Source organism: Citrobacter sp. Cpo045 (assembly GCF_030332875.1).
GTDB lineage: Bacteria > Pseudomonadota > Gammaproteobacteria > Enterobacterales > Enterobacteriaceae > Citrobacter > Citrobacter portucalensis.
The window spans coordinates 110,369-133,833 of sequence record NZ_JAOWGZ010000076.1 but is presented as its reverse complement, the minus strand read 5'-3'; the positions used below and the strand labels follow the sequence as shown (position 1 = coordinate 133,833).

The 23,465-nt window shown below is 54.7% G+C and carries 21 protein-coding genes; 15 read left to right on the top strand and 6 right to left on the bottom strand.

Annotation, left to right across the window (positions count from 1 at the left end; translation table 11 throughout):
• Window positions 1-34: 34 nt before the first annotated feature.
• The 3 genes from OGY13_RS04345 to ybbA form a co-directional block, all read right to left on the bottom strand.
• Window positions 35-1,168 carry a porin gene (locus OGY13_RS04345; RefSeq protein WP_008783995.1) on the bottom strand — a complete coding sequence of 378 codons (1,134 nt, stop codon included), beginning with the start codon at window positions 1,166-1,168 and terminating at the stop codon, window positions 35-37.
• A gap of 186 nt (window positions 1,169-1,354) precedes the next feature.
• Window positions 1,355-3,769, bottom strand: a complete 2,415-nt coding sequence (ybbP, locus tag OGY13_RS04340; protein WP_213752438.1) for a putative ABC transporter permease subunit YbbP — start codon at window positions 3,767-3,769, stop codon at window positions 1,355-1,357.
• Complete coding sequence (ybbA, locus tag OGY13_RS04335; RefSeq protein ID WP_008783992.1) at window positions 3,766-4,452, bottom strand: putative ABC transporter ATP-binding protein YbbA; 687 nt, start codon at window positions 4,450-4,452, stop codon at window positions 3,766-3,768. Before ybbA ends, ybbP begins: the two co-directional genes overlap by 4 nt.
• On the opposite strand from ybbA, the gene tesA reads away from it, so the two are divergent.
• From tesA to OGY13_RS04320, 3 genes are all read left to right on the top strand, one after another.
• The gene (tesA, locus tag OGY13_RS04330) at window positions 4,423-5,037 is read left to right on the top strand and encodes a multifunctional acyl-CoA thioesterase I/protease I/lysophospholipase L1 (protein WP_043015448.1); all 615 of its coding nucleotides are present in this window, start codon (window positions 4,423-4,425) and stop codon (window positions 5,035-5,037) included. The genes ybbA and tesA overlap by 30 nt on opposite strands.
• Window positions 5,038-5,200: 163 nt before the next feature.
• A complete protein-coding gene (locus OGY13_RS04325; RefSeq protein ID WP_213752439.1) occupies window positions 5,201-5,971 on the top strand; it encodes an SDR family oxidoreductase in 771 nt (256 codons plus the stop codon).
• Window positions 5,972-6,029: 58 nt separating this feature from the next.
• Complete coding sequence (locus OGY13_RS04320) at window positions 6,030-6,884, top strand: co-chaperone YbbN (protein WP_250153112.1); 855 nt, start codon at window positions 6,030-6,032, stop codon at window positions 6,882-6,884.
• Between the two features lie 105 nt (window positions 6,885-6,989).
• On the opposite strand, the gene fetB is transcribed toward OGY13_RS04320, so the two are convergent.
• On the bottom strand, window positions 6,990-7,769 hold the full coding sequence (gene fetB / locus OGY13_RS04315; protein WP_008783989.1) for an iron efflux ABC transporter permease subunit FetB: 780 nt from the start codon (window positions 7,767-7,769) through the stop codon (window positions 6,990-6,992).
• Window positions 7,756-8,433, bottom strand: coding sequence for an iron efflux ABC transporter ATP-binding subunit FetA (gene fetA / locus OGY13_RS04310; RefSeq protein WP_057067790.1), 678 nt, complete (start codon window positions 8,431-8,433; stop codon window positions 7,756-7,758). The genes fetB and fetA overlap by 14 nt, the downstream gene beginning before the upstream one ends.
• Before the next feature lie 133 nt (window positions 8,434-8,566).
• Between fetA and OGY13_RS04305 the strand changes: the two genes are divergently transcribed.
• From OGY13_RS04305 to OGY13_RS04290, 4 genes are read left to right on the top strand one after another with little or no spacing between them, the layout of a single operon-like run.
• Window positions 8,567-9,484, top strand: coding sequence for an SPFH domain-containing protein (locus OGY13_RS04305; RefSeq protein ID WP_003831073.1), 918 nt, complete (start codon window positions 8,567-8,569; stop codon window positions 9,482-9,484).
• Window positions 9,481-9,939 (top strand): NfeD family protein, encoded by a 459-nt coding sequence (locus OGY13_RS04300; RefSeq protein ID WP_213752441.1) that lies wholly within the window; start codon window positions 9,481-9,483, stop codon window positions 9,937-9,939. The genes OGY13_RS04305 and OGY13_RS04300 overlap by 4 nt, the downstream gene beginning before the upstream one ends.
• Before the next feature lie 19 nt (window positions 9,940-9,958).
• Entirely contained in the window at window positions 9,959-12,103 is a 2,145-nt protein-coding gene (locus OGY13_RS04295) for a PA5441 family protein (RefSeq protein ID WP_213752442.1), read from the top strand.
• The gene (locus tag OGY13_RS04290) at window positions 12,073-12,789 is read left to right on the top strand and encodes a DUF3142 domain-containing protein (protein WP_048235953.1); all 717 of its coding nucleotides are present in this window, start codon (window positions 12,073-12,075) and stop codon (window positions 12,787-12,789) included. Before OGY13_RS04295 ends, OGY13_RS04290 begins: the two co-directional genes overlap by 31 nt.
• Here the strand turns inward: OGY13_RS04290 and cueR are convergent.
• Window positions 12,786-13,196 carry a Cu(I)-responsive transcriptional regulator gene (gene cueR / locus OGY13_RS04285; RefSeq protein WP_008783984.1) on the bottom strand — a complete coding sequence of 137 codons (411 nt, stop codon included), beginning with the start codon at window positions 13,194-13,196 and terminating at the stop codon, window positions 12,786-12,788. The genes OGY13_RS04290 and cueR overlap by 4 nt on opposite strands.
• 290 nt (window positions 13,197-13,486) lie before the next feature.
• Between cueR and OGY13_RS04280 the strand changes: the two genes are divergently transcribed.
• The 8 genes from OGY13_RS04280 to copA all read left to right on the top strand — a co-directional run bounded on the left by OGY13_RS04280 (window position 13,487) and on the right by copA (window position 23,404).
• Window positions 13,487-15,631 carry a TonB-dependent receptor plug domain-containing protein gene (locus OGY13_RS04280; RefSeq protein ID WP_213752443.1) on the top strand — a complete coding sequence of 715 codons (2,145 nt, stop codon included), beginning with the start codon at window positions 13,487-13,489 and terminating at the stop codon, window positions 15,629-15,631.
• A gap of 2 nt (window positions 15,632-15,633) precedes the next feature.
• The gene (locus OGY13_RS04275; protein WP_213752444.1) at window positions 15,634-16,458 is read left to right on the top strand and encodes a heme/hemin ABC transporter substrate-binding protein; all 825 of its coding nucleotides are present in this window, start codon (window positions 15,634-15,636) and stop codon (window positions 16,456-16,458) included.
• 18 nt (window positions 16,459-16,476) lie between these two features.
• Window positions 16,477-17,814: a heme anaerobic degradation radical SAM methyltransferase ChuW/HutW gene (gene hutW, locus OGY13_RS04270; protein ID WP_128612065.1), complete on the top strand. Its 1,338-nt coding sequence runs from the start codon at window positions 16,477-16,479 to the stop codon at window positions 17,812-17,814.
• A 12-nt stretch (window positions 17,815-17,826) separates the two neighbouring features.
• Window positions 17,827-18,321, top strand: coding sequence for a heme utilization cystosolic carrier protein HutX (gene hutX / locus OGY13_RS04265; RefSeq protein ID WP_032942563.1), 495 nt, complete (start codon window positions 17,827-17,829; stop codon window positions 18,319-18,321).
• Window positions 18,321-18,944: an anaerobilin reductase gene (gene chuY, locus OGY13_RS04260; protein WP_213752445.1), complete on the top strand. Its 624-nt coding sequence runs from the start codon at window positions 18,321-18,323 to the stop codon at window positions 18,942-18,944. Before hutX ends, chuY begins: the two co-directional genes overlap by 1 nt.
• Before the next feature lie 51 nt (window positions 18,945-18,995).
• Window positions 18,996-19,988, top strand: coding sequence for a FecCD family ABC transporter permease (locus OGY13_RS04255; protein WP_087053066.1), 993 nt, complete (start codon window positions 18,996-18,998; stop codon window positions 19,986-19,988).
• On the top strand, window positions 19,985-20,755 hold the full coding sequence (locus OGY13_RS04250) for a heme ABC transporter ATP-binding protein (protein WP_213752446.1): 771 nt from the start codon (window positions 19,985-19,987) through the stop codon (window positions 20,753-20,755). Before OGY13_RS04255 ends, OGY13_RS04250 begins: the two co-directional genes overlap by 4 nt.
• Window positions 20,756-20,902: 147 nt before the next feature.
• Window positions 20,903-23,404 carry a copper-exporting P-type ATPase CopA gene (gene copA, locus OGY13_RS04245; RefSeq protein ID WP_032942557.1) on the top strand — a complete coding sequence of 834 codons (2,502 nt, stop codon included), beginning with the start codon at window positions 20,903-20,905 and terminating at the stop codon, window positions 23,402-23,404.
• The last annotated feature ends 61 nt before the right edge of the window (window positions 23,405-23,465 follow it).

The window sequence follows — 23,465 nt, the reverse complement described above, 5'->3', positions numbered from 1 at the left end:
ATAAGCGCAAGCGTATCGGGCGGCAGGCGTTCGATTAGAAGTCGTAACGCAGACGAACCAGGTTCATGTCACCCAGATTGTCGGTGCTGGAGGTAAAGACGTGTTCGTAGTCAACACGGAAACCGTAATCCAGCTGGAAGCTGATCCCCACGCCGTTGTCGGTACGCAGATAGTTACGGCCATTCACGTACTCAATACGGTCGCCCATAAAGTACGGCTGAACGGATTTCAGCGCATATTGACCCACCGGGAAGGTGTAACCGGCGAAGTATTCCAGACCCCAGGCGTCACCGGCAAAGTAGTCGTTAACAGAGACTTTTTTGGTGGTCATGAAGTTTTGATACCAACCGCCGCCCATCGAGAAGGTCCAGTTGTCCGGTTTCCAGCTCAGCGCGGTACCGACGATGTTTTGATCGTAGGTTTTGCTGGTGTTGCCACGCATTTCCGCGCGAGTGTAGTTCCACGCCGTACCCCAGGTCAGGTCATCGGTAATGTGATAATCCACACCCAGTGAGCCGCCGCCTTTACGCTTGTAGCGCAGACCGTTGTTCGGGTTGTAATCATCACTGAACAGATAAGAGGCGTAGAGATCCACATCACCAACGGTATTCTTATACTTCAGTGATTTACGCGTACGATAGGAACCATCATAGTCGCCATTAATACCGTTACCTGGCGCCTGACCGATCATGTCATAGTCCCAGATATCCGTTTTCGCACCGACTACATCATAGTAAATGCTGTTCTGTTGACCGAAGGTCAGCGTACCCCAGGTTGCACTCTTCAGACCGGTGTACAGCATACGACGCGTGGTATCGTTGGCACCGTCAGCGTAGTGGTTATCCCAGTTGAACATCGCCGGGAAGTTAACACCCAGCTCGTAGTAGCTCACCCAACTGATATCATCAAACAGATAGTAGTCAGCGGCGAAGCGGAAACGTGTACCGCCATCGAAGCCATTACGTTTGTAGCCATTCTTACCATCGTCACCGGCCATATTCTGGAACTGCGGACGAATACTGCCGCCGACGGTGAAGTTAAGACGGCTCAGCGGGTTGCCCGCCTGCGGATCTTGTTTCAGGACCGTGATTTCCGCCTGTGAAGCGAAAGTCGTTAATGCCACTGCTGCGCCGATCGATACCGCCAGCGCTGTTTTTTTTATAGTCATTATTTATACCTTGATAGATAGCCTGCCAATTATTCAGCACACAAATATTAACGTTTATTAATACTCTCGTGTTGTTGGGTTTTTATTGTTCTGTGCTGTTAAATATCAAGGAGTTATCAATTTGTGCTACATAGAAAAAAAGACGCACCGATTTTAAAACCGGTGCGTAATCATCACGAATATGAATTAACTACTGAACTGACGGAACAGCGCTTTACCTTTTAGCAGACGTGAACCGAGCCATCCGCCGCATAAAGAGAGCAGCAATGCTCCACTAAATGGTAATACTACCCACAGTCGCCAGTCTGGCTCCCACGGGAAATCAAACACTTTGGTTTGCAGTACCGCCAACGCTGTTTCCGCACCGATGGCCGCCACCAGTCCGGCAACCATCCCGAGCATGGCGAACTCGCACCACAGCGTGGTACGCAGCAGCTTCTTACCTGCTCCCAGCGTGCGCCAGACCACCAACTCCTGATGACGCTGACGCATCCCGACCTGGACCTGCGCCAATAGCAGCAGCATGCCACAGGCGGTGACCAGTACCACCATCACCTCCAGTGCGCGGCTCACCTGATCCAGCACCTGGCTCACCTGTTTGAGGATGGCGCCAATATCCAGCAGGCTGATGGTCGGGAATTCGCGGTTAAGCTGCGTTAGCATGCCGTTGCCGTTCTCCCAGCGAAAGCTGGTTAACCAGCTTTGCGGCTGAGCATCCAGCGCGCCGGAGGGGAAGATAAAGAAGAAGTTGGGCCGCAGGCTTTCCCAGTCCACTTTGCGCAGACTGCTGACCGTGGCGCTGAAATCCTGGGTATCGCCCATAAAAGTCACCCGATCGCCGAGTTTGACGTTCAGCCGTTTCGCTAACCCCTCTTCCATCGATACTTCGCCCGCTTTTGGCGGCCAGCTTCCGGCGGTTATCGGGTTATGATCCGGTCGGGTATCCTGCCAGGTCAGGTTAAGCTCGCGGTTCAGCGCCTCATCCTGATTGCCTTCGGTCGGCTTCTCATTGATCGCCGTCAGACGCGCCCGCACAATCGGATAGAACGATTCCGGGATCACCTGATGCTCAGACAAGAAAGCCTTCAGCGGAACCACCTGCTCGGTGGCAATGTTGATCAGGAAATAGTTCGGGCTTTCCGGCGGCATTTGCTGCTGCCATCGGTCGAGCAGATCGCCGCGCAGTACCAGCAGCAGCGCCAGCAGCATAAAGGAAAGCGAAAATGCCGATAGCTGGCTGAGCGTTGACCACGGCTGGCGTAACAGTCGACTGACCGCCAAACGCAGCGGCAGTGAGGAGAGCGTCAGACCACGCAGCACGTTGAGCAGCATCCAGCCGAGCACCCCGCACAACAGCGCCAGTACCACCGCACCAGCCAGTACCGCCCACAGCAGCGAACTTCCGCCCATCAGTCCAGCAAGCAGTGCAATCACGACTATCACTACCACCGGCAAATAAAACTTCAGGGGCCAGACGTTTGCCACCACGTCACGGCGCAGCACCCGCAGCGGCTGCGTCGCCAGCAGCAGGCGGTAAGGGCGTAACCCCACCAATAGCGAAATCACCGTCATGGTGCCTAGTGCCCATAACCACGGCCAGGGGCTGGCAGGCGGTAGTTCTCCAGGCAGAACCGGCTTGAGCAGCAGCACCAGCACGCGCTCGAATAACAGTCCGAATAGTCCGCCGGTCACGCCAGACAGCGCCAGCACCATCAGCCATTGACCAACAATCAGCCTGCGCAGTTGCGCTCTGCCCGCACCGAGCGTTTTCAGAATAGCCACCAGATCGTAACGGCTGCGGCAATAATGGCTCATAGCCACGGCAACCGCGGCGACCGCTAGCAACAGCGTTAACAGCGCCGACAGCAGCAAGAACTGTTGCGAACGCTCAAGTGATTTCCCCAGCGCCCCTTCATCCTGCTCCAGCCCATACCAGCGCTGTTCAGGCTTTAACTGTGGCAGCAGCCACTTTTCATAGGCTTCCAGTTGCGATGGCGTCCCGCCAAATTTATAGCGCCAGGTCACGCGGCTTCCCGGCTGGACCGCCGCCGTTTTTTCGACATCCGCCATGTTCATCATCAGACGCGGTGCTATCTGGAACGGATTAAAACCAGAGTCCGGCTCCTGCACCACCTCCCCGGCAATACGCAGCGTGGCATCGCCAACGTCGATGGAATCACCGACTTTTAAGTTGAGTAGCGCCATCAGACGTGGGGCCAGCAGCACCGAGCCCGGCTGCGGTTTCAGTCCCGGCGGGTTGGTTTGCAGCGTGCCGTACATCGGATACACATCATCTACCGCTTTGACGTTCGCCAGCTGCGGCGTATCCCGGGCAAAAGTCATGGTGGCAAAGGTGAGCTGTTCGCCCACCTTCAGGCCACGCTGTCGCGCCTCGTCAATCCACGCTTTCGGCACGGTACGCGAACTTTGTAGTGACCGATCGCCCGCCATGAACTCACGGCTTTGCTGGCTCAGCCCTTTTTCCATACGATCGCTGATATTGCCCAGCGCCAGCACACAGGCTACCGCCAGGCTCAGCGCCAGCCAGACAATCAGTAATGAAGGCGAGCGCCATTCGCGCCAGAACCAGCGTGCAATCATGCCTCCTCCTGCAACTGTCCATTCACCAGACGTAAGCGCCTGTCGCAACGCGCCGCCAACTGCGGGTCATGCGTCACCAGAATCAGGGTGGTGCCGTGTTCCCGGTTCAGAGAAAACAACAGGTCGGCTATTTTGTCTCCGGTCTGGCGATCGAGGTTGCCCGTTGGTTCATCGGCAAACAGCACGTCAGGGCGACCGTTAAACGCTCGCGCCAGCGCCACGCGCTGCTGCTCCCCGCCGGAAAGCTGGGCCGGAAGATGATCAAGACGTTTTCCCAGTCCCAGTTGTTCCAACAGCGTTTTTGCCCCGTCACGACTTTTTCCGCTATTTTCGCCGCGCAACAGCGCGGGCAGTTCGACGTTTTCCAGCGCGTTGAGGGTCGGAATTAACATGAATGACTGGAAGACAAAACCCACGTGCCGCGCCCGCAGCTGCGCCCGGGCTTCTTCGTCCATGGTGTGCAGCGCCTGCCCCACCAGGCTGACTTCACCGCTGGTGCCATCGTCAAGCCCGGCGAGGATCGCCAGCAGCGTGGATTTCCCCGATCCCGACTCGCCAATCAACGCAATGGTCTCGGCGCGTTTGACAACCAGTTCAACTCCGGTAAGGATGGATAGCTCATGATCACCCTGACCGACGGATTTCTTAAGATGATGAACTTCAACAATGTTTTCCGCTGGCATTGGCCTTTCCTGTTCCTGGTCCTGTTAACTTTCCGCGCCGCCGCTGCGGACACGTTATTAATTCTGGGTGACAGCCTGAGCGCCGGATACCGAATGTCCGCCAGCGCCGCGTGGCCTGCGCTACTTAATGATAAATGGCAAACCAAAACGCCGGTGGTGAATGCCAGCATTAGCGGCGACACCTCGCAGCAAGGTCTGGCCCGTCTGCCTGCATTACTCAAGCAGCACCAGCCGCGCTGGGTGCTGGTCGAACTTGGCGGCAACGACGGCCTGCGCGGCTTCGCACCTGCGCAAACCGAACAAACCCTGCGAACAATTTTGCAGGACGTGAAAGCGGCAAATGCCGAACCACTGCTGATGCAAATTCGTCTGCCGGCAAACTACGGTCGCCGTTATAATGAAACCTTTAGCGCGATTTATCCAAAGCTCGCCAAAGAGTTTGATATCCCTCTGCTGCCATTTTTCATGGAAGAGGTTTATCTGAAACCCCAGTGGATGCAGGATGATGGTATTCATCCTAACCGTGACGCCCAGCCGTTTATCGCCGACTGGATGGCGCAACATCTCACCCCTTTTCTATCCTAAATAATTCGAGTTGTATGAAGGCGGCAAGTGAGAGAGTTCCCAGGAGCATAGATAACTATGTGACTGGGGTGAGCGAGCATAGCCAACGCGCAGACAACTTGAAGTATGACGGATATAGTAAATCACGACTCGTAATTCAACGGAGATCCTGACAGGTAAAGTTATGCAAAAATCGGTCTTAATAACAGGATGTTCCAGCGGAATCGGCCTGGAAAGTGCGCTTGAGCTAAAGCGCCAGGGTTTTAAAATTCTGGCAGGCTGTCGCAAACCTGACGATGTCGCGCGTATGAACAGCATGGGATTCACTGGCGTGTTGCTGGATCTGGATTCACCCGAAAGCGTGGATCGTGCCGCCGATGAAGTGATCGCCCTGACCGATAATCGTTTATATGGGATCTTTAACAACGCCGGATACGGTGTCTATGGTCCCCTGCCCACCATCAGCCGTGAACAGATGGAACAGCAGTTTTCCGCCAACTTCTTTGGCGCACATCAACTTACCATGCGCCTGTTACCTGCCATGCTACCCCACGGCGAAGGGCGCATTGTGATGACCTCATCGGTGATGGGATTGATCTCAACGCCGGGACGCGGCGCCTATGCCGCCAGCAAATATGCACTGGAAGCCTGGTCCGACGCACTGCGTATGGAACTGCGCCACAGCGGGATTAAGGTCAGCCTGATTGAACCCGGCCCCATCCGTACCCGCTTTACCGAAAACGTCAACCAGACCCAGAGCGATGCTCCCGTTGAAAATCCCGGCATTGCCGCGCGTTTTACGCTGGGACCAGAAGCGGTTGTCGCCAAAGTGCGTCATGCGTTTGAGAGCGATAAACCAAAGCTACGTTATCCGGTTACGCTGGTGACCTGGGCAGTGATGCTGCTTAAACGCCTGTTGCCAGGCCGCATAATGGACAAAATTTTACAGGGTTGAGTTGAAGCTCGCGCGTCAGCCCCCATGTAACAAGAAATCGACAAAAGAGAGTAACTCCATGTCCACACAGAATATTGTTAACATTAACGAATCGAACCTACAGCAGACCCTCGAACAGTCGATGACCACGCCGGTCCTGTTCTATTTTTGGTCTGAGCGCAGCCAGCATTGTCTGCAATTAACGCCGGTACTGGAGAACCTTGCCGCCCAGTATAGCGGTCAGTTTATTCTCGCTAAGCTGGACTGCGACGCCGAGCAGATGATCGCCTCCCAGTTTGGTCTGCGCGCGATCCCTACGGTTTATCTGTTCCAGAACGGTCAGCCGGTAGATGGATTCCAGGGCCCGCAACCGGAAGAGGTTATTCGCGCGCTGCTGGAGAAAGTGCTGCCGAGCGAAGAAGAGCTGAAAGCACGCCAGGCTATCGAATTCATCGAAGCTGGTAATCACGCGGATGCGCTGCCGCTGCTGAAAGAAGCCTGGCAGATCTCCAACCAGAGCAGCGAAATCGGTCTGCTGCTGGCGGAAACGCAAATCGCCCTGAACCGTTCTGATGAAGCCGAAGCGGTACTGAAAACCATTCCGTTGCAGGATCAGGATACCCGTTATCAGGGACTGGTGGCACAGATCGAACTGCTGAAGCAGGCCGCTGATACACCGGAAATCCAACAGTTGCAGCAGCAGGTCGCCAGCAATCCACAGGATGCGGCGCTGGCAACACAGTTGGCTATTCAATTGCACCAGGTCGGGCGCAACGAAGAGTCGCTGGAATTACTGTTCAGCCACCTGAAGAAAGATCTTACGGCTGCCGATGGTCAGGCACGTAAGACTTTCCAGGAGATCCTTGCCGCACTGGGTACCGGTGATGCGCTGGCCTCGAAGTATCGCCGCCAGCTGTACGCGCTGTTGTACTAATTGGTTCATCATGCCCGATGGCGCTACGCTTATCGGGCTTACAAACACAACCAACACCTCATTCCCGTCGGCCGGATATGGCGGTAGCCGCCATACGGCATCACATCACGGTTTCTTTAATGGCGTTACCACTAATTGGTGACGTGAGTTATAGAATTTTCGATAGGTTAAGTAGCAGGCGATAATGGTCGACAGGCTGGCGGTTGATAGCAGCATAAACGTCACCATAATCTGATACTTAATTGCTTTTACCGGGTCAATACCTGCAAAGATCAGTCCTGACATCATTCCCGGTAAACTAACCAGTCCTACGGTCTTCGCTGAATCAATCGTCGGGATCAGCGAGGCGCGAATGCTGTCGCGAATAAGCGGTGCAGAAGCCACCTTCGGCGTTGCGCCGAGGCTGAGTTTTTCCTGAATTTGCTGCTGCTCGCTGTTAAACCGCTGCCCCAAATTGTTGTAACACAGCCCCACCGCCACCATCGCATTGCCTGCAATCATGCCGGAGATCGGGATGACCTGCATCGGCGTGAACTCGATAGAGCCTGAAAGAACCAGCACCGAAAGCGTTAGCCCCGCTCCCACCGTAATAGCAATAAACGACGAGAGAAAAGCTTTATCAATATATTTACTGCGTTTTTGCGCGTTATAGGCCGCGTTAAAGCAGATAAACAGCACCATCAATAAGGTCAGAATGCTATGGTTGACGCCGAAAATATATTTCAGCACGTAGCCCACGATAATAAGCTGAACCACTGCCCGGCAAACGCTCCAGAGAATATCTTTTTCCAGCGCCAGCTTTTCTTTGTTGCTGATCAGTATCGCGACCACCACCAGCATCATCGCTAACGCCAGGGATTCATTGGTAATATTATGCTCGTTCATTACTTACTTCCTGCATTTCACCGGCGTGCGGTTGAAGGGTTATGACGTTATCCGCATGATCAATTTCATCTTTGTCATGCGTCACCCACAGCACAGCAATATTCTTATCGCGAACATAGTGGTGAATTAATTCGTTCACATTACGCTTGTTGGATTCATCCAGCGCGCTGGTGATTTCATCAAGCAGCAGAATTTTCGGCAGAAACTGCAAATTACGAATTAACGAGACGCGCTGCTTTTCGCCGCCGGATAGCTCATTGATATTTTTTTTGAGGATCGTCTCGGGTAACTCAAAGCGGGCCAGATCGGCCAGAAACACATCCGGATCCGGACGTTTGTCGCGAATTTGCCAGGGGAAAATGAGATTGTCGTAAACGGTGTCACCAAACAAAGCGGGCGTTTGCGCGCAATAAGAGACCTGCTGGCGATAAGCTTCAGGCTTAAGCGTTGATATCTCCTTACCCTCAAAAAGGATTTCACCAGAACTCGGGCTAATTAACGACGCGACTATCTTGAGTAACGTACTTTTACCGCAGCCGGACTGGCCGGTAATCAGCTTAAATTCTCCGGCGTGGAGATCAAAACAGATGTTATTAAGAACCTGCGTCGCCCCTGCCTGCCATGCGACATTTTTTAACTGAAGCAGAATGCTGCTTTCTTCCATTACCAATCCCTTTTTACATCTTTCGTGCAGATAGTCTATCCCTGTAATTTATTATAGGGGAGCCCACCTTGATAAATCGGGTATAATTTGACTAATGAGGCAGTAAAGGACAGCACAACAGGAGGTTTCATCAATGCTCATTTTTATTCCTATTCTTATTTTTGTCGCGCTGGTGATCGTCGGCGCAGGCGTCAAAATCGTCCCGCAGGGATATCAGTGGACGGTAGAGCGTTTTGGCCGTTACACCAAAACCCTGCAACCGGGTTTAAGCCTTGTTGTACCGTTCATGGACCGCATTGGTCGTAAGATCAATATGATGGAACAGGTGCTTGATATCCCCTCTCAGGAAGTCATCTCCAAAGATAACGCCAACGTCTCGATTGATGCTGTGTGCTTTATTCAGGTGATCGACGCGCCGAAAGCCGCGTATGAAGTCAGCAACCTGGAACTGGCGATCATCAACCTGACCATGACCAACATTCGTACTGTTCTCGGCTCGATGGAGCTCGATGAAATGCTCTCCCAGCGTGACAACATCAACACGCGCCTGCTGCATATTGTTGATGAGGCCACCAATCCCTGGGGCATCAAAATCACCCGTATTGAGATTCGTGACGTGCGTCCACCGGCGGAACTGATTGACGCCATGAACGCGCAGATGAAAGCCGAACGTACCAAGCGCGCCTACATTCTGGAAGCCGAAGGGATCCGCCAGGCGGAAATCGTCAAGGCCGAAGGTGAGAAGCAGTCGAAAATCCTCATCGCGGAAGGTGAACGTCAGTCCGCATTTTTACAGGCTGAAGCGCGTGAACGTTCCGCAGAAGCAGAAGCCCGCGCAACACAGATGGTTTCTGAGGCCATTGCCGCCGGGGATATTCAGGCCGTGAACTACTTCGTGGCACAGAAATACACCGAAGCGCTGCAGCATATCGGCTCGTCGAATAACAGCAAAGTGGTGATGATGCCGCTGGATGCCAGCAGCCTGATGGGCTCCATTGCCGGGATCGCCGAACTGGTTAAGGACAGCGCCAGCGAGCGGAAAAAATCATGATAGCGATGATTCTGGTGCACCCGCACATCTTCTGGCTCAGCCTCGGCGGTTTGCTACTCGCCGCCGAGATGCTGGGCGGCAACGGCTATCTGCTGTGGAGCGGCGTGGCAGCGGTGATTACCGGTCTTGTCGTCTGGCTCGTTCCGCTAGACTGGGCGTGGCAGGGGGCAATGTTCGCTGCCCTCACTCTGCTGGCGGCCTGGCTGTGGTGGAAGTGGCTGGCAAAGCGCGTTCAGGAGCAGAAACCCGCCGACAGCCATCTGAACCAGCGCGGACAACAGCTGGTTGGCCGTCGATTTATTCTGGAAACCGCCCTGGTCAATGGCCGGGGACATATGCGCGTCGGCGACAGCTCCTGGCCCGTTAGCGCCCGCGATGATTTGAGCGCCGGAACGCAGGTTGAAGTCATTGCCGTTGAGGGAATCACCCTGATTATAAAAGCGGTATCACACTAAAGAGACAGGAAATAAGACTATGGTCAGGAAGACACCCCTTGCCTTTGCCCTTTGCACATTACTGACCGCCGCTCCGCATGCATTCGCTTCGTTCGATATGGAAGACTGCAAATGGAGCGACGACAGCTGTCTACTAAAGGGAACGCCGACCTTTAACCCTGAAAACGACAGCCGTGACAACCTGCTGCGGCTGCTGAGCCAGGAAAAATCATTTGCTCTGCCGGTGCAATCAATGCCCGCAGACATCACTCGCTCCCGCGATTTCTATTTTGCCTATCACCCGCAATGGGATGAGGCTGCCCCGCAAACAGCGGCAGCTCAGGCATCCGCCGCGGACAGTCCTCTCTCCCGACAGATGGCCGAGCTGAACATTAGCGCCGACGAAATAAACATCAATGACGCTGAGCTAGAGAACCGTCATGTTTCGAATAACGCCGAGAGCGTTAGCGCCTTTTTTGCCGCGCTGTTGGCCGATTCCACATTAACAGCGGAACAGCGTCAGGCCTTAGCCCAGGCGCGTATGGGACTACTTTCTGGGGCAACCCGCGAGCAAATTGAGTCTTCTCTTGCCACCTTCCCGGCAGATTCTCAAGCTCTGCCCTATAAAAGCTATCTGGCAGCAGCCGCCAGTTTCTATGTCGGTGATTATGCCAGTGCCGAACGGGATTTCACTCAGCTTGCTACAAGCGACCGTCCGTGGTTGGCAGAGACCGCGCAATACATGCTGATGCGCACGGCGTTGAACAAGAGCAGTCAGAACAGTGTGGGCGAGTACGGCGATTTTGATATTGCGAAAATTAACCGCGAGGATGCCACTCAGGCTCAAGAGTTGGCGCAGGCCTATCTGCAGCGTTTTCCCCAAGGACTCTACGCTGACTCTTCACGAGGCATGTTGCGTCGCATCAACTGGTATTTACAGTCATGGCCGCAGCTGGCCGGGTTGTATGAACAGACTTTGCAGCAGTCGGCAGACGCACAGCAACTGCGCGAAAATGTCATCGAATACGATAATGTCTATGGCATGGCGTTCTACGACCAGTCCGTCGTTGAGGCCTTCCCCGACGCGCCGCGAGTCAGCTATATCGAGCTACTACGCGCGCTGCGCCTCGATAACAATAACAAACCGACGCTGACGCAGGCACAGCTCGACGCCAGCAAACCGGTGTTTGAACAAAGCCAAAAACTGCCGCTATGGCGCGATCTGCAACTGAATCTGTGGCTGGCAACGGGCAACTACGCGGCAATTATTCAGGCAGTTACGCCAGCGCAGAAACTTGCCGCTCACGATACCCTCGCCTTCAGCGAACAGGTGCTGTACGGCGAAGCGTTGATGGGCCAGAAGAAATGGGCCGAGGCGCGCGATTTTTGGCAGCAGTTGTTAAAACTCAGCCAGGATAACGAACAGCAGCAATATGTGCAGGCTAAGCTCACTGCGACGCTGGTATATAGCGGCGACGTGGCGGCAGTTTTCGCACCGAATAGCGCGGTGACCAACCTGCGCTTTCGTTCGCAGGTACTGAAAACGCAGGCCACACCAGAACTGCTGCGCCAGCAGGCCGTTCATGGCCCGAATAACGAAGAGCGTACCATTGCGTTGCATACGCTGCTGGTGCGGGATCTAACAGAGAATCGTTTTGGCGACTGGCTTACTGACAGAAAGCTGGCCAGCGCGATTACATCACCGGTCATTGGCGAAGCGTTTGCTGACGTTAACCTGAGCATATTCGACTGGAATGGCGACACGGCGCAGGCGGGTTATACGTGCCGCAGCCTCAATGAAACGGTAACGGTATTGAGCAAAAAAGCGGATGATGCTCACGCGCTGAACTGCCTTGGCGAATTCTTCCGCACCACGCAAACACATGTCGACCTGTGGAAAAACAGCGCTGGCAACGACGTGCTTGAATCAGCTATCTCGCGCAAGAAACCGTTCGGCCAGTTCGACAGACAGAGCTACTACCAGCAGGTAATCACCTCACCCACCGCGGAAGTCGAAGATAAGAGCTTCGCGCTGTATCGCGCCATCATGTGCTATGCGCCATCAGGCGCTAACGAATGTGGCGGAGAAGACGTGGACAAATTGCAGCGTAAGGGCTGGTTCACCCAACTGAAAACGCAGTATCCGGGAAGCCCGTGGGCGCAAAAACTCAAATATTACTGGTAACCGCACTGCTTCTCGGCCAGGCACAGGCGGCGGATATCGTCGCCGCCCGTGAACATTCAGCCTTCTGGCTGTGGTCTGGGGTGAAAGCCAGTTACGAGCTGAAAGACGCGCAAACGGTTTATCTGCACCAGGGCGAGGTACTGGTTCGTTCCGGTAACGTGGTGTTCCAGCGCCTCGGACTGCCGGTCAGTCGTCTGTCTTTTCCCTCAATCTGGCTGACCGTACGCTTTACAACCCTCGACGTACCGGAAGAGATCCCGGCGCGTATCATACGGTTGATGCAGCGCTGGCAGACCGCCGGGAATAACGTCGTCGGCCTGCAGGTTGATTTTGACGCAGCGACCCATCAACTGACCGACTACGCCCGCTTTCTGCAGCAACTGCGCCAACAGCTCCCGGCCGAGTTTGCGCTAGGGGTAACCGGACTACTGGATTGGGCAAAAACGGGCGACGTCGCTACGCTGAACGCGTTGGCGGTCGATGAACTGGTGGTGCAAAGCTATCAGGGGCGTCGCACGGTGACGAATTATCAGGCGTATCTACCCGCGCTGAGCCGCCTGCGCATTCCATTTAAGCTGGGACTGGTGCAAAACGGTAGCCGAGATCCACTGGCTGAAGCGCAGCTTGAGAAATCTCCGTGGTACCGCGGCACGGTGGTGTTTATGCTTAATCCTTCTCGCCGTTAAGCCTTCGCTTTGTGATGGCAGCAGCCGGAGAGATTATCCATAATCGGACATTCAGCGCTGTCATCACCCGGGCAACTGTCCGCCAGCGCCAGTAAATGCAAGCGCATGGCCTGCAGCTCACTGATATGCCGCTCAATATCCGCCACCTTTTCCAGGGTGCGCTTTTTCACATCCGCGCTATGACGCGCCGGATCGTTAAACAGGTTTACCAGCTCGCCGCACTCTTCCAGGTTAAACCCAACCTGCCGCGCCTGACGCAGCAACGTCAGTTCATTCAGATGCTGTTGGTTGTAAGTGCGATAGCCATTGTCACTACGCAGCGGCGGCGTCACCAGTCCTTTCTCTTCATAAAAGCGAATGGCTTTGCTGGTTAAACCGGTTTTTTTCGCAACATCGCTAATATTCACATTTCCCCCGCGGTGCTTGTTGGTGCTGAGCCACATTATAGCCCAGATTGCCGTAATCATTTACCCGAGAACTCTGCACATTATAAGCCAACAAAGAGATGAATAAATCCTTTCTATTCACATTGTTATACCCGATACAGATCACATTTCAGTATTTATTGACCGTACAAAATTGACTCAAATCAAAAGATATATTGGTTATGCATCTTTCATATTGAACAAAGGGAAACATTTTTATATACAAATGCGAATGATAATGATGATCATTTACATTTAATAAAGGTTCTCTTATGTTGCCATGGATTAACCAAAGGCCATTTATTCTTTCAGCCCTGACATTATGCATGTCCGGCGCTGCTTCTGCAGCTACCTCTACAACACACGCTTCAACGCCCGACGATGATACGGTGATCGTCACGGCTAACCGCTCTGAAAGTAGTCTCTGGGATAGCCCGGCAACTATTCAGGTTATCGATCGCCAGACGCTGCAAAACTCCACCAGCGTTTCTATTGCTGATGATTTACAAGATATTCCCGGCGTCGAAGTCACCGATAACGCCCTCGCTGGCCGGAAACAAATTCGTATCCGTGGCGAAGCCTCTTCGCGGGTGCTGATTTTGATCGACGGCCAGGTCGTCAGCTACCAGCGCGCCGGGCAAAACTACGGGGCCGGTTTGCTGATTGACGAATCCGCGCTGGAACGGATTGAAGTAGTAAAAGGCCCCTACTCTGTCCTTTACGGTTCGCAGGCGATTGGCGGTGTCGTAAACTTTATTACGAAAAAAGGCGGCGATAAGCCTCTCGGCGGCAGCGTTAAGGCCGTTTATAACTCCGCAACGGCAGGATGGGAAGAATCAGCAGCAGCCTGGGGCAGCATCGGAAACTTTGACTACCGCATCAATGGCAGCTATTCCGACCAGGGGGACCGCGATACGCCTGACGGGAGATTGCCCGACACCAATTTCCGTAATAACGGCCAGGGCGTGTGGCTTGGCTACAATTTCGATCGCCATAAAATCGGACTCTCCCTCGATCGTTACAAACTGTCTACTCAAACCTGGTTTGACGATCCAGAGGGCCAGTTCGACGACTTTAGCGTCAAAATACCTAAGCTGGAACGCGAGAAAATCGGTCTTTTCTACGACTACGCGGCTGGCGGGGATTACCTGAAGAAAATCCATGTTGACGCATACACCCAGACAATAGAGCGCAAATTTGAAAACCGGGTCAAAACGACTCAGGTAATCCCCAGCCCGGCGATTAAAGCGCTGACGATAAACAATCAAACCAATACCAACGACAAACAGTATACCCAGGGGGTAACGCTGCAGGGCAATTTCTCCCTTCCCGCGAACAACGAGCTGGTGATTGGCACTCAATATCAGCATGACAAAATCAAACAGGACACGGACGGCAGTACGCGCCAGACCGCAGCTACCGGCTTCTTCGATACGCAAACCCGCACCCTGTCATACAACGAAGCGGAGCAAAGCAACACCTCATTGTTCGCGCAAAACGACTGGCGCTTTGCCGATGACTGGACCTGGACCGTAGGCGCACGCCAGTACTGGCTGTCTTCGAAGCTCAATCGCAACGATACGCAAACCCTGCAAAGCAGCGGCAGCACCTGGCATTCCACCGGGGGAAATTCAGTACACGATGATGAACTGGTGACCTCAACCAGCCTACGCTATTCCGGTTTTAAAGATCTTGAACTCCGGGCAGCATATGCCCAGGGCTATGTTTTCCCCACGCTGACTCAGCTGTTTATGCAGACGTCCGCAGGCGGAAGCGTGACCTACGGCAACCCAAACCTGAAGGCGGAACACTCGAATAACTATGAGCTGGGCGCACGGTATAAAGGGAATATGTGGCTGATTGACGGCGCCATTTATTACTCCGAAGCCAAAGACTATATCGCCAGCCTGGCCTGTTCAGGCCAACCCGTTTGCAGCGGTAATACCACCTCTTCACGGGGCGGCTATTACTACTACGAAAACATCGATCGGGCCAAAACCTGGGGCATGGAACTCACCGCAGAATACAACGGCTGGGCGGTTTCACCTTACCTGAGCGGTAATCTCATTCGCCGTCAGTACGAAGGCAATACCCTAAAAACCTGGGATACCGGCGAACCCACGCTGACCGGGCGTGTCGGCCTGAAACATACCTGGTTGATGAATGTCGCTAACGTGACGTCCGATGCCTTTATCCGCGCGGCGTCCAGCGCTAAAGATAATACCGGCACCACGGAAATCAACTACCCAGGCTGGGCCACACTTAACCTCGCATTCAACACCGAGTTCGGTCCGCAGGACCAGTATCAGGTCAACCTCGCGCTCAACAACCTGACCGATAAGCGTTACAGAACCGCACATGAATCTATTCCAGATGCTGGTTTCAATGCCGCCGTTGGCTTTGCGTGGAATTTCTGACGATGAAAAAGCTCATGATTGGCTTACTGAGCCTCGCCTGCGTTTTCAGTGCCCAGTCCGCCGACCGCCTGGTGGTGGCGGGCGGCTCGCTTAGTGAACTGGTATACGCCATGGGCGTCGGCAACCGGGTGGTTGGCGTTGATGAAACCACCTCGTATCCGCCCGAAACTGCCGCACTCCCGCATATCGGCTACTGGAAGCAGTTAAGCAGCGAGGGCATTTTGTCGCTCCATCCGGACAGCTTTATCACCTGGCAGGATGCAGGTCCCCAAATCGTGTTGGATCAGTTGCGGGCGCAAAAGGTTAACGTCGTGACGTTGTCGCGCGTACCGGCCACCGTCGAACAGATGTACGCCAACATTCAAGAACTGGCTACAACACTGCACATTCCTGACCAAGGTGAGGCGCTAGTCAATCGCCTGCAGCAACGTCTGGAGCGTATTAAGCACAGCGTGGCGGCGAAAAACGCGCCGGTCAAAGCCATGTTCATTCTCTCTGCTGGCGGCAGCGCACCTCAGATCGCCGGAAAAGGCAGCGTTGCCGATGCCATTATGGCCCTCGCAGGCGCACAAAATGTCGCCACCCATGCGCAGTATAAAAGCTACAGCGCGGAGTCACTGATCGCCGCCAACCCGGAGGTGATAGTGGTGACGTCACAAATGGTCGATGGCGGTCTGGCTCGCCTGAGCGCGATTGCCGGTATTACCCACACTGCGGCCTGGAAAAACCAGCGCATTGTGGCGGTAGACCAGGCGCTGATTCTGGGAATGGGACCACGCGTCGCCGATGCGGTTGAAGCCCTGCACCAGCAATTCTGGCCTCACTAACTGGATTTATTAAGAAGAATGAAAACTGAACATTCGCTGGATCTCACCGCGCATTTTGCGCTCGAGGGAAGTCAGCCATTTAAGGATCGCCGCGCCACGATGCCCTGGCGTGGGGCGATCCCGGTTGCCAAAGAGCTATTGTCACAGACCTGGCAGGAGGTCATCAACCAGCCAACCCCACCGCGTAAACGGCTGGTGTACTTGCATATTCCTTTTTGTGCAACACATTGTACTTTCTGCGGTTTTTATCAAAACCGATTTGAAGAAGACAACTGCGCCCGCTACACCAACGCGCTGTTGCGCGAAATAGAGATGGAAGCTGATAGCGCATTACATCAGTCAGCCCCCATTCACGCCGTCTATTTTGGCGGCGGTACGCCTTCTGCGCTGTCTGCACAGGACCTGGCCAGAATCATTACCGCGCTGCGTGACAAGCTACCGTTGGCGCCGGACTGCGAAATCACCATTGAGGGACGGGTGCTCAATTTTGACGATGCGCGAATTGATGCCTGCCTTGACGCTGGCGCCAATAGATTTTCAATCGGTATTCAGTCTTTTAACAGCCGAATCCGCAAGAAAATGGCGCGTACTTCGGACGGCCCGACCGCGACGGCCTTTATGCAGGGACTGGTAAAACGAGATCGTGCCGCCGTGGTGTGCGATCTGCTGTTTGGTCTGCCAGGACAAGACGCAAAACTGTGGGGCGAGGATCTGGCGATTGCCCGCGACATCGGCCTCGACGGCGTAGATCTTTATGCGCTGAATCTGATCCCTAATACACCGCTTGGCAAAGCGGTTGAAACCGGGCGCACAACCGTTCCCTCTCCCGCCGAACGCCGCGATCTCTATCTTCAGGGCTGCGATTTCATGGACAGCGCGGGCTGGCGCTGCATCAGCAACAGCCACTGGGCGCGTACCACACGGGAACGCAATCTGTACAACCTGCTGATTAAACAGGGTGCAGACTGTCTGGCATTCGGCTCTGGCGCAGGAGGGTCAGTCAATGGCTATTCCTGGATGGTCGAGCGCAACCTGAATACATGGCATGAATCTATCGCCGCCGGAAAAAAACCGCTAATGATGATGATGCGCACCGCCGAGCGTGGTTTCCAGTGGCGACACACTCTCCAGGCTGGTATTGAGACGGCCCGCGTTCCGCTGGATGAGCTGACGCCTCATGCACAAAAACTGGCCCCACTACTGACCCAATGGCATCACGCAGGACTGACGCGAGATGCCAGCACCTGTGTACGCCTGACCAATGAAGGGCGTTTTTGGGCGAGCAATATTTTGCAGTCTCTTGATGAACTGATTCAGGAACTTAACGCGCCGCGCATTGCGGTAGAGCAACCATAAAAGGAGTGAATAATGAGCCATGTCTCTTTACAGGATTTTTTGAAAACTGAGCCGGACGGTACGCTGGAAGCTATCGCAGCCCAGTACAACACTACATTGCTGGAGGTGGTGAAAAACCTCCCTTCCCCAACGCTGGTTTCCGGCAGTCAATTTGATACCGTCTGGGAAACCGTCTGCGAATGGGGCAAAGTCACCACACTGGTCCATACTGCTGATGTCATTCTGGAATTCACCGGTGAATTACCTTCCGGATTCCACCGCCACGGTTACTTCAACCTGCGCGGCAAAAAAGGCATGACCGGTCATATCAAGGCAGAAAACTGCACGCATATTGCCCTGATTGAACGCAAATTTATGGGAATGGACACTGCGTCCATTCTCTTCTTCAACCAGGCGGGTAGCGCTATGTTCAAAATTTTCCTCGGTCGCGATGAGCATCGACAGCTGCTGGCCGAACAGGTCAGCGCCTTTCACACGTTGTCTTCATCTTTAAAGGAACATGCCTGATGGCTCCATGGCTTATTTTTGGTGCAGGTGGAAGCGGCGTCGGCGCGAAAACGCTGGAGCTCGCACTGGCGGAGCATCGTCCGGTGATTGCTGTCGTTCGCAATCCCCAGGTTGCTGCCGGGCTGCAGGAAAAAGGTGTGCAGGTCTTTATTGGCGACGCCTGCGACAGCCAGGTCACCGCCTGCGCCTGTCGCGCAGCGGGTCAGCATGCCACGGTGATCTCCTCCATGGGCGGTGCCCAGGATTATCTGGCGCACAGAACCATCATTGATGAAGCAGAAAAAGCTGAGATCAAACGCATGATTCTGGTTACCTCTCTGGGCTGTGGCGACAGTTGGCCCTTTTTGTCCCCACGCGCCAGGGCCGCATTTGGCCAGGCGGTACGGGAAAAATCGTTGGCTGAAAGCTGGCTACAAACCAGTCTACTGGACTACGCCATTCTCCGCCCCGGCGGTTTGCTGAATGGTGAAGCCACAGGTCTGGCGCAACGCATACAGGCCGAGGAGTGTCATGGCTTTGTGATGCGCGCGGATGTTGCCAGGCACATTCACGAACTGGCCACGGCGCCGACACTCAATAACCAGATTTACAGTTTAGTTGAGCCGGGACTGAAACCCGCGTAAACCCCTCGCGGCGCGGAAACTTCGCGCCGCAAAGACGTTATGGAGCGTTGCGTGCTTAAGGACTCGCTTTCTTCCGTCAGCATTCTGACGGGCCTTTCTCTCTTGCTGGTCGCTCTGATGCTGTTCGGTGCCAGCCAGGGGGCGTTGAACATTAGCTTCAGCGCCCTGTTCAACGACGAATACCGAGATATCTGGTTGAACATCCGCCTGCCCCGCGTACTGCTGGCCGTTTTGGTCGGTGCTGCGCTGGCTACGGCAGGGGTCATTATGCAGGGACTTTTTCGCAATCCAATGGCCGATCCCGGCCTGCTTGGCGTCAGCAGCGGCTCCGCACTGATGGTCGGCATCGCGATAGTTATCCCATTTTCATTCCCCGTAGTGCTGGTGTTGTATGAGCAGATGATTTTTGCCGTCGCGGGCAGCATGGTGGTCTGCACGATTATTTTCCTGATAAGTCAGCGTCATAACCACGGCGGAATGATGCAACTACTGTTAGCAGGTATCGCTATCAATGCTCTGTGCGGTTCGGCTATTGGCGTGCTGAGCTATGTGGGTGACGAACAGCAGCTACGTCAACTTACGCTGTGGATGATGGGGAATCTCGGCCAGGCCCAGTGGCCAACGCTGCTGGTTGCCAGCACGTTTGTTCTTCCAGCCATTGCTGTCACCGTCTGTATGGCAGGAACGCTTAATTTGCTGCAATTGGGTGATGAAGAGGCGCATTACCTCGGCGTAAACGTCAAACGTAAGCGCCAGCAGTTACTGTTGCTCAGCTCGCTCCTGGTTGGCGCTGCCGTTTCCGTCAGCGGCGTGATTGGCTTTATTGGCCTGGTGATCCCGCATCTGATCAGAATGACTACCGGCGCCGATCATCGCTGGTTGATTCCTTGCTCTACGTTGGCCGGTGCCTGTTTACTTCTGATTGCCGACACGCTGGCCCGCACACTTGTTCAGCCTGCCGAAATGCCCGTTGGTCTGTTAACCAGCCTGATCGGTGGACCGTATTTCCTGTGGTTAATACTGCGTAGCCGGAGGGTGTCATGATCGTCGCTGAAAATCTGGTCTACCACATTCAGGGCAGACGACTGACCGATGACGTTTCCGTGACGCTACCTGATGGAGAAATCATCGCGATTCTTGGCCCGAATGGGGCCGGAAAATCGACGCTGCTTCGCCAGGTTACGGGCTATCTGCAGCCCCACAGCGGGCGTTGTAGCTTGTTTGGCAAGCCGCTGAACGAGTGGTCAATCACCGAGCTGGCAAAAACCCGTGCCGTGATGCGCCAGAACAGTCATATGGCCTTCCCGTTTAGCGTGCAGGAGGTCATCCGCATGGGCAGGCATCCGTATCGTACGCGCAACACGGGCGATGAAACGGAGCACATCATGACGTTGTGTGACTGCCAGGCGCTGGCCGCGCGCGATTACCGGCACCTGTCGGGAGGAGAACAACAGCGGGTACAGTTGGCGCGTCTGCTGGTTCAACTTTGGGAGCCCGAACCCAGGCCAAAATGGTTGTTTCTCGATGAACCCACCTCCGCCCTGGATATTCACCACCAACAGCATCTTTTTCGTCTGCTGCGTCGTCTGGTAGGTGAACGACAGTTCAGCGTCTGCTGCGTCCTGCACGATCTCAACCTTGCGGCGCGCTATGCTGACCGCGTTGTATTGATGGAACGCGGCAGGATAGTTGATAACGGTCGTCCGCAGGATGTTCTGCAGCAATCGTCACTAAATGCACTGTACGGCGCCGATCTCACGGTGATGAATGAACCGCAGCATCGAACGCCGCTTATCGTTCTCAATCAATAACAGACCGGGAACGTGCTGACCTGACGTTCCCGTTTTTCTTCCTTTACGCCCTTTTTGCACCTTTTCTAAAAACTCCCTTGACCTTCCCCTAGATGGAAGGTTTAACCTTTATCACAGTCAGTTAATCCTGCAATAAAGGAGTTGGTTATGTCTCAAACAATCGATCTAACCCTGGACGGCTTGTCCTGTGGTCACTGCGTAAAACGCGTTAAAGAAAGTCTGGAGCAACGCCCGGACGTTGAGCAAGCGGATGTCACTGTGACTGAAGCGCACATCACCGGGAGCGCCAGTGCTGAAGCGCTGATTGAAACCATCAAACAAGCCGGTTACGGCGCGGAGTTAAGCCACCCAAAGGCTAAACCGCTGACGGAGTCATCAATCCCGTCGGAAGCACTGGCAGCGGTCCCTTCCGAGCTTCCGGCAGCTACGGCTGATGATGACAGCCAACAGTTGCTGTTAAACGGCATGAGCTGCGCCAGCTGTGTTATCCGCGTACAAGATGCTCTGCAAAGCGTACCGGGTGTCACGCAGGCACGGGTAAACCTGGCGGAACGTACTGCGCTGGTAATGGGCAGTGCGTCCGCCGACCAGTTAGTGAAAGCGGTGGAAAAAGCGGGCTACGGTGCAGAAGCCATTGAAGATGATGTTAAGCGCCGCGAGCGTCAGCAAGAAACCGCCGTAGCAACCATGAAACGTTTTCGCTGGCAGGCGGCCGTCGCGCTGCTGCTGGGTATCCCTGTCATGGTATGGGGAATGATTGGCGAAAACATGATGGTCACTGCCGACAACCGCAGCCTGTGGCTGACGATTGGTCTGGCAACGCTTGCCGTGATGGTTTTCGCGGGCGGTCACTTTTACCGCAATGCGTGGAAAAGCCTGATGAACGGCACCGCGACCATGGATACGCTGGTGGCGCTGGGTACAGGGGTGGCATGGCTTTATTCCATGAGCGTCAACCTCTGGCCGCAATGGTTCCCGATGGAAGCGCGACACCTCTATTATGAAGCCAGTGCGATGATTATCGGTCTGATTAACCTCGGGCACATGCTGGAAGCGCGGGCTCGCCAGCGTTCGTCCAAAGCACTGGAAAAATTACTCGATCTGACACCGCCGACCGCGCGTGTTGTTACCGATGAAGGCGAAAAGAACGTGCCGCTGGCAGACGTTCAGGCGGGAATGTTGCTGCGTCTGACCACCGGTGACCGCGTTCCGGTAGATGGCGAAATCACTCAGGGCGAAGCCTGGCTGGATGAAGCCATGCTGACCGGAGAGCCTATTCCGCAACAAAAAGGCGAAGGCGATAGCGTCCACGCCGGTACGGTCGTACAGGACGGCAGCGTGCTATTCCGCGCCAGTGCCGTTGGCAGCCACACCACGCTGTCACGCATTATTCGTATGGTGCGCCAGGCGCAAAGCAGTAAACCGGAGATTGGTAAACTAGCCGACCGTATCTCCTCAGTGTTCGTTCCGGTCGTCGTCGTCATTGCGCTGGTGAGTGCGGCAATCTGGTATTTCTTCGGGCCGGCACCACAAATTGTTTATACGCTGGTGATTGCCACTACCGTACTGATTATTGCCTGCCCTTGTGCGCTGGGCCTGGCTACACCAATGTCGATTATTTCCGGTGTGGGTCGTGCTGCTGAGTTTGGGGTTCTGGTACGTGATGCCGATGCGCTTCAGCGCGCCAGTACGCTTGATACCGTCGTATTTGATAAAACCGGGACATTGACTGAAGGTAAACCGCAGGTTGTCGCCATCAAAACGTTTGGCAACACCGATGAAGCACTGGCAATTCGTCTGGCTGCGGCCCTTGAACAGGGTTCCAGTCACCCGCTGGCCAGGGCGATTCTGGACAAAGCCGGTGATGTTACGCTGCCACAGGTCAACGGTTTCCGTACGCTGCGTGGTTTAGGCGTAAGCGGTGAAACGGAAGGTCATACGCTGCTGCTGGGCAACCAGGCGCTGCTCAATGAGCAACAGGTAGATACCACTGAAATGGAAGCTGAAATCACCGCTCAGGCATCCCAGGGGTCAACCCCGGTCCTGTTGGCGATTGATGGTAAAGCGGCGGCGCTGTTAGCGGTGCGTGATCCACTGCGTAGCGACAGCGTGGCAGCACTTCAGCGTCTGCACCGCAACGGGTATCGTCTGGTGATGCTTACCGGTGACAACCCGACCACGGCTAACGCTATTGCCAAAGAAGCCGGTATTGATGAGGTGATTGCCGGTGTTCTGCCGGACGGTAAAGCCGAGGCGATTAAACGTCTGCAAAGCCAGGGGCGTCAGGTTGCCATGGTGGGTGACGGTATCAACGATGCACCTGCGCTGGCTCAGGCCGATGTAGGGATTGCCATGGGTGGCGGCAGCGATGTGGCGATTGAAACCGCCGCGATTACGCTGATGCGCCATAGCCTGATGGGCGTCGCGGATGCGCTGTCTATCTCCCGGGCAACGTTGCGTAATATGAAGCAGAACCTGGTCGGCGCGTTTATTTATAACAGCATCGGTATTCCCGTTGCCGCGGGGATCCTGTGGCCGTTCACCGGAACACTGCTGAATCCAGTCGTTGCCGGGGCGGCGATGGCGCTCTCCTCCATTACTGTGGTGAGCAACGCTAACCGACTGCTGCGCTTCAAACCGAAAGAGTAACCCTCTGCCGCATGGCGCTCACGCTTATCCGGCCTACAAAGTGCAGGTAACATTGTAGGCT

Bases quoted from the DNA above. Each gene is read 5' to 3' on its own strand.
- hutX (WP_032942563.1), top strand. From the start codon at position 17,827: ATGAGCCATGTCTCTTTACAGGATTTTTTGAAAACTGAGCCGGACGGT.
- OGY13_RS04300 (WP_213752441.1), top strand. From the start codon at position 9,481: ATGATAGCGATGATTCTGGTGCACCCGCACATCTTCTGGCTCAGCCTC.
- ybbP (WP_213752438.1), bottom strand. From the start codon at position 3,769: ATGATTGCACGCTGGTTCTGGCGCGAATGGCGCTCGCCTTCATTACTG.
- chuY (WP_213752445.1), top strand. From the start codon at position 18,321: ATGGCTCCATGGCTTATTTTTGGTGCAGGTGGAAGCGGCGTCGGCGCG.
- hutW (WP_128612065.1), top strand. From the start codon at position 16,477: ATGAAAACTGAACATTCGCTGGATCTCACCGCGCATTTTGCGCTCGAG.
- copA (WP_032942557.1), top strand. From the start codon at position 20,903: ATGTCTCAAACAATCGATCTAACCCTGGACGGCTTGTCCTGTGGTCAC.
- OGY13_RS04345 (WP_008783995.1), bottom strand. From the start codon at position 1,168: ATGACTATAAAAAAAACAGCGCTGGCGGTATCGATCGGCGCAGCAGTG.
- fetA (WP_057067790.1), bottom strand. From the start codon at position 8,433: ATGGAAGAAAGCAGCATTCTGCTTCAGTTAAAAAATGTCGCATGGCAG.
- OGY13_RS04325 (WP_213752439.1), top strand. From the start codon at position 5,201: ATGCAAAAATCGGTCTTAATAACAGGATGTTCCAGCGGAATCGGCCTG.
- OGY13_RS04250 (WP_213752446.1), top strand. From the start codon at position 19,985: ATGATCGTCGCTGAAAATCTGGTCTACCACATTCAGGGCAGACGACTG.
- OGY13_RS04275 (WP_213752444.1), top strand. From the start codon at position 15,634: ATGAAAAAGCTCATGATTGGCTTACTGAGCCTCGCCTGCGTTTTCAGT.
- fetB (WP_008783989.1), bottom strand. From the start codon at position 7,769: ATGAACGAGCATAATATTACCAATGAATCCCTGGCGTTAGCGATGATG.
- tesA (WP_043015448.1), top strand. From the start codon at position 4,423: ATGAACTTCAACAATGTTTTCCGCTGGCATTGGCCTTTCCTGTTCCTG.
- OGY13_RS04295 (WP_213752442.1), top strand. From the start codon at position 9,959: ATGGTCAGGAAGACACCCCTTGCCTTTGCCCTTTGCACATTACTGACC.
- OGY13_RS04320 (WP_250153112.1), top strand. From the start codon at position 6,030: ATGTCCACACAGAATATTGTTAACATTAACGAATCGAACCTACAGCAG.
- ybbA (WP_008783992.1), bottom strand. From the start codon at position 4,452: ATGCCAGCGGAAAACATTGTTGAAGTTCATCATCTTAAGAAATCCGTC.
- OGY13_RS04305 (WP_003831073.1), top strand. From the start codon at position 8,567: ATGCTCATTTTTATTCCTATTCTTATTTTTGTCGCGCTGGTGATCGTC.
- OGY13_RS04280 (WP_213752443.1), top strand. From the start codon at position 13,487: ATGTTGCCATGGATTAACCAAAGGCCATTTATTCTTTCAGCCCTGACA.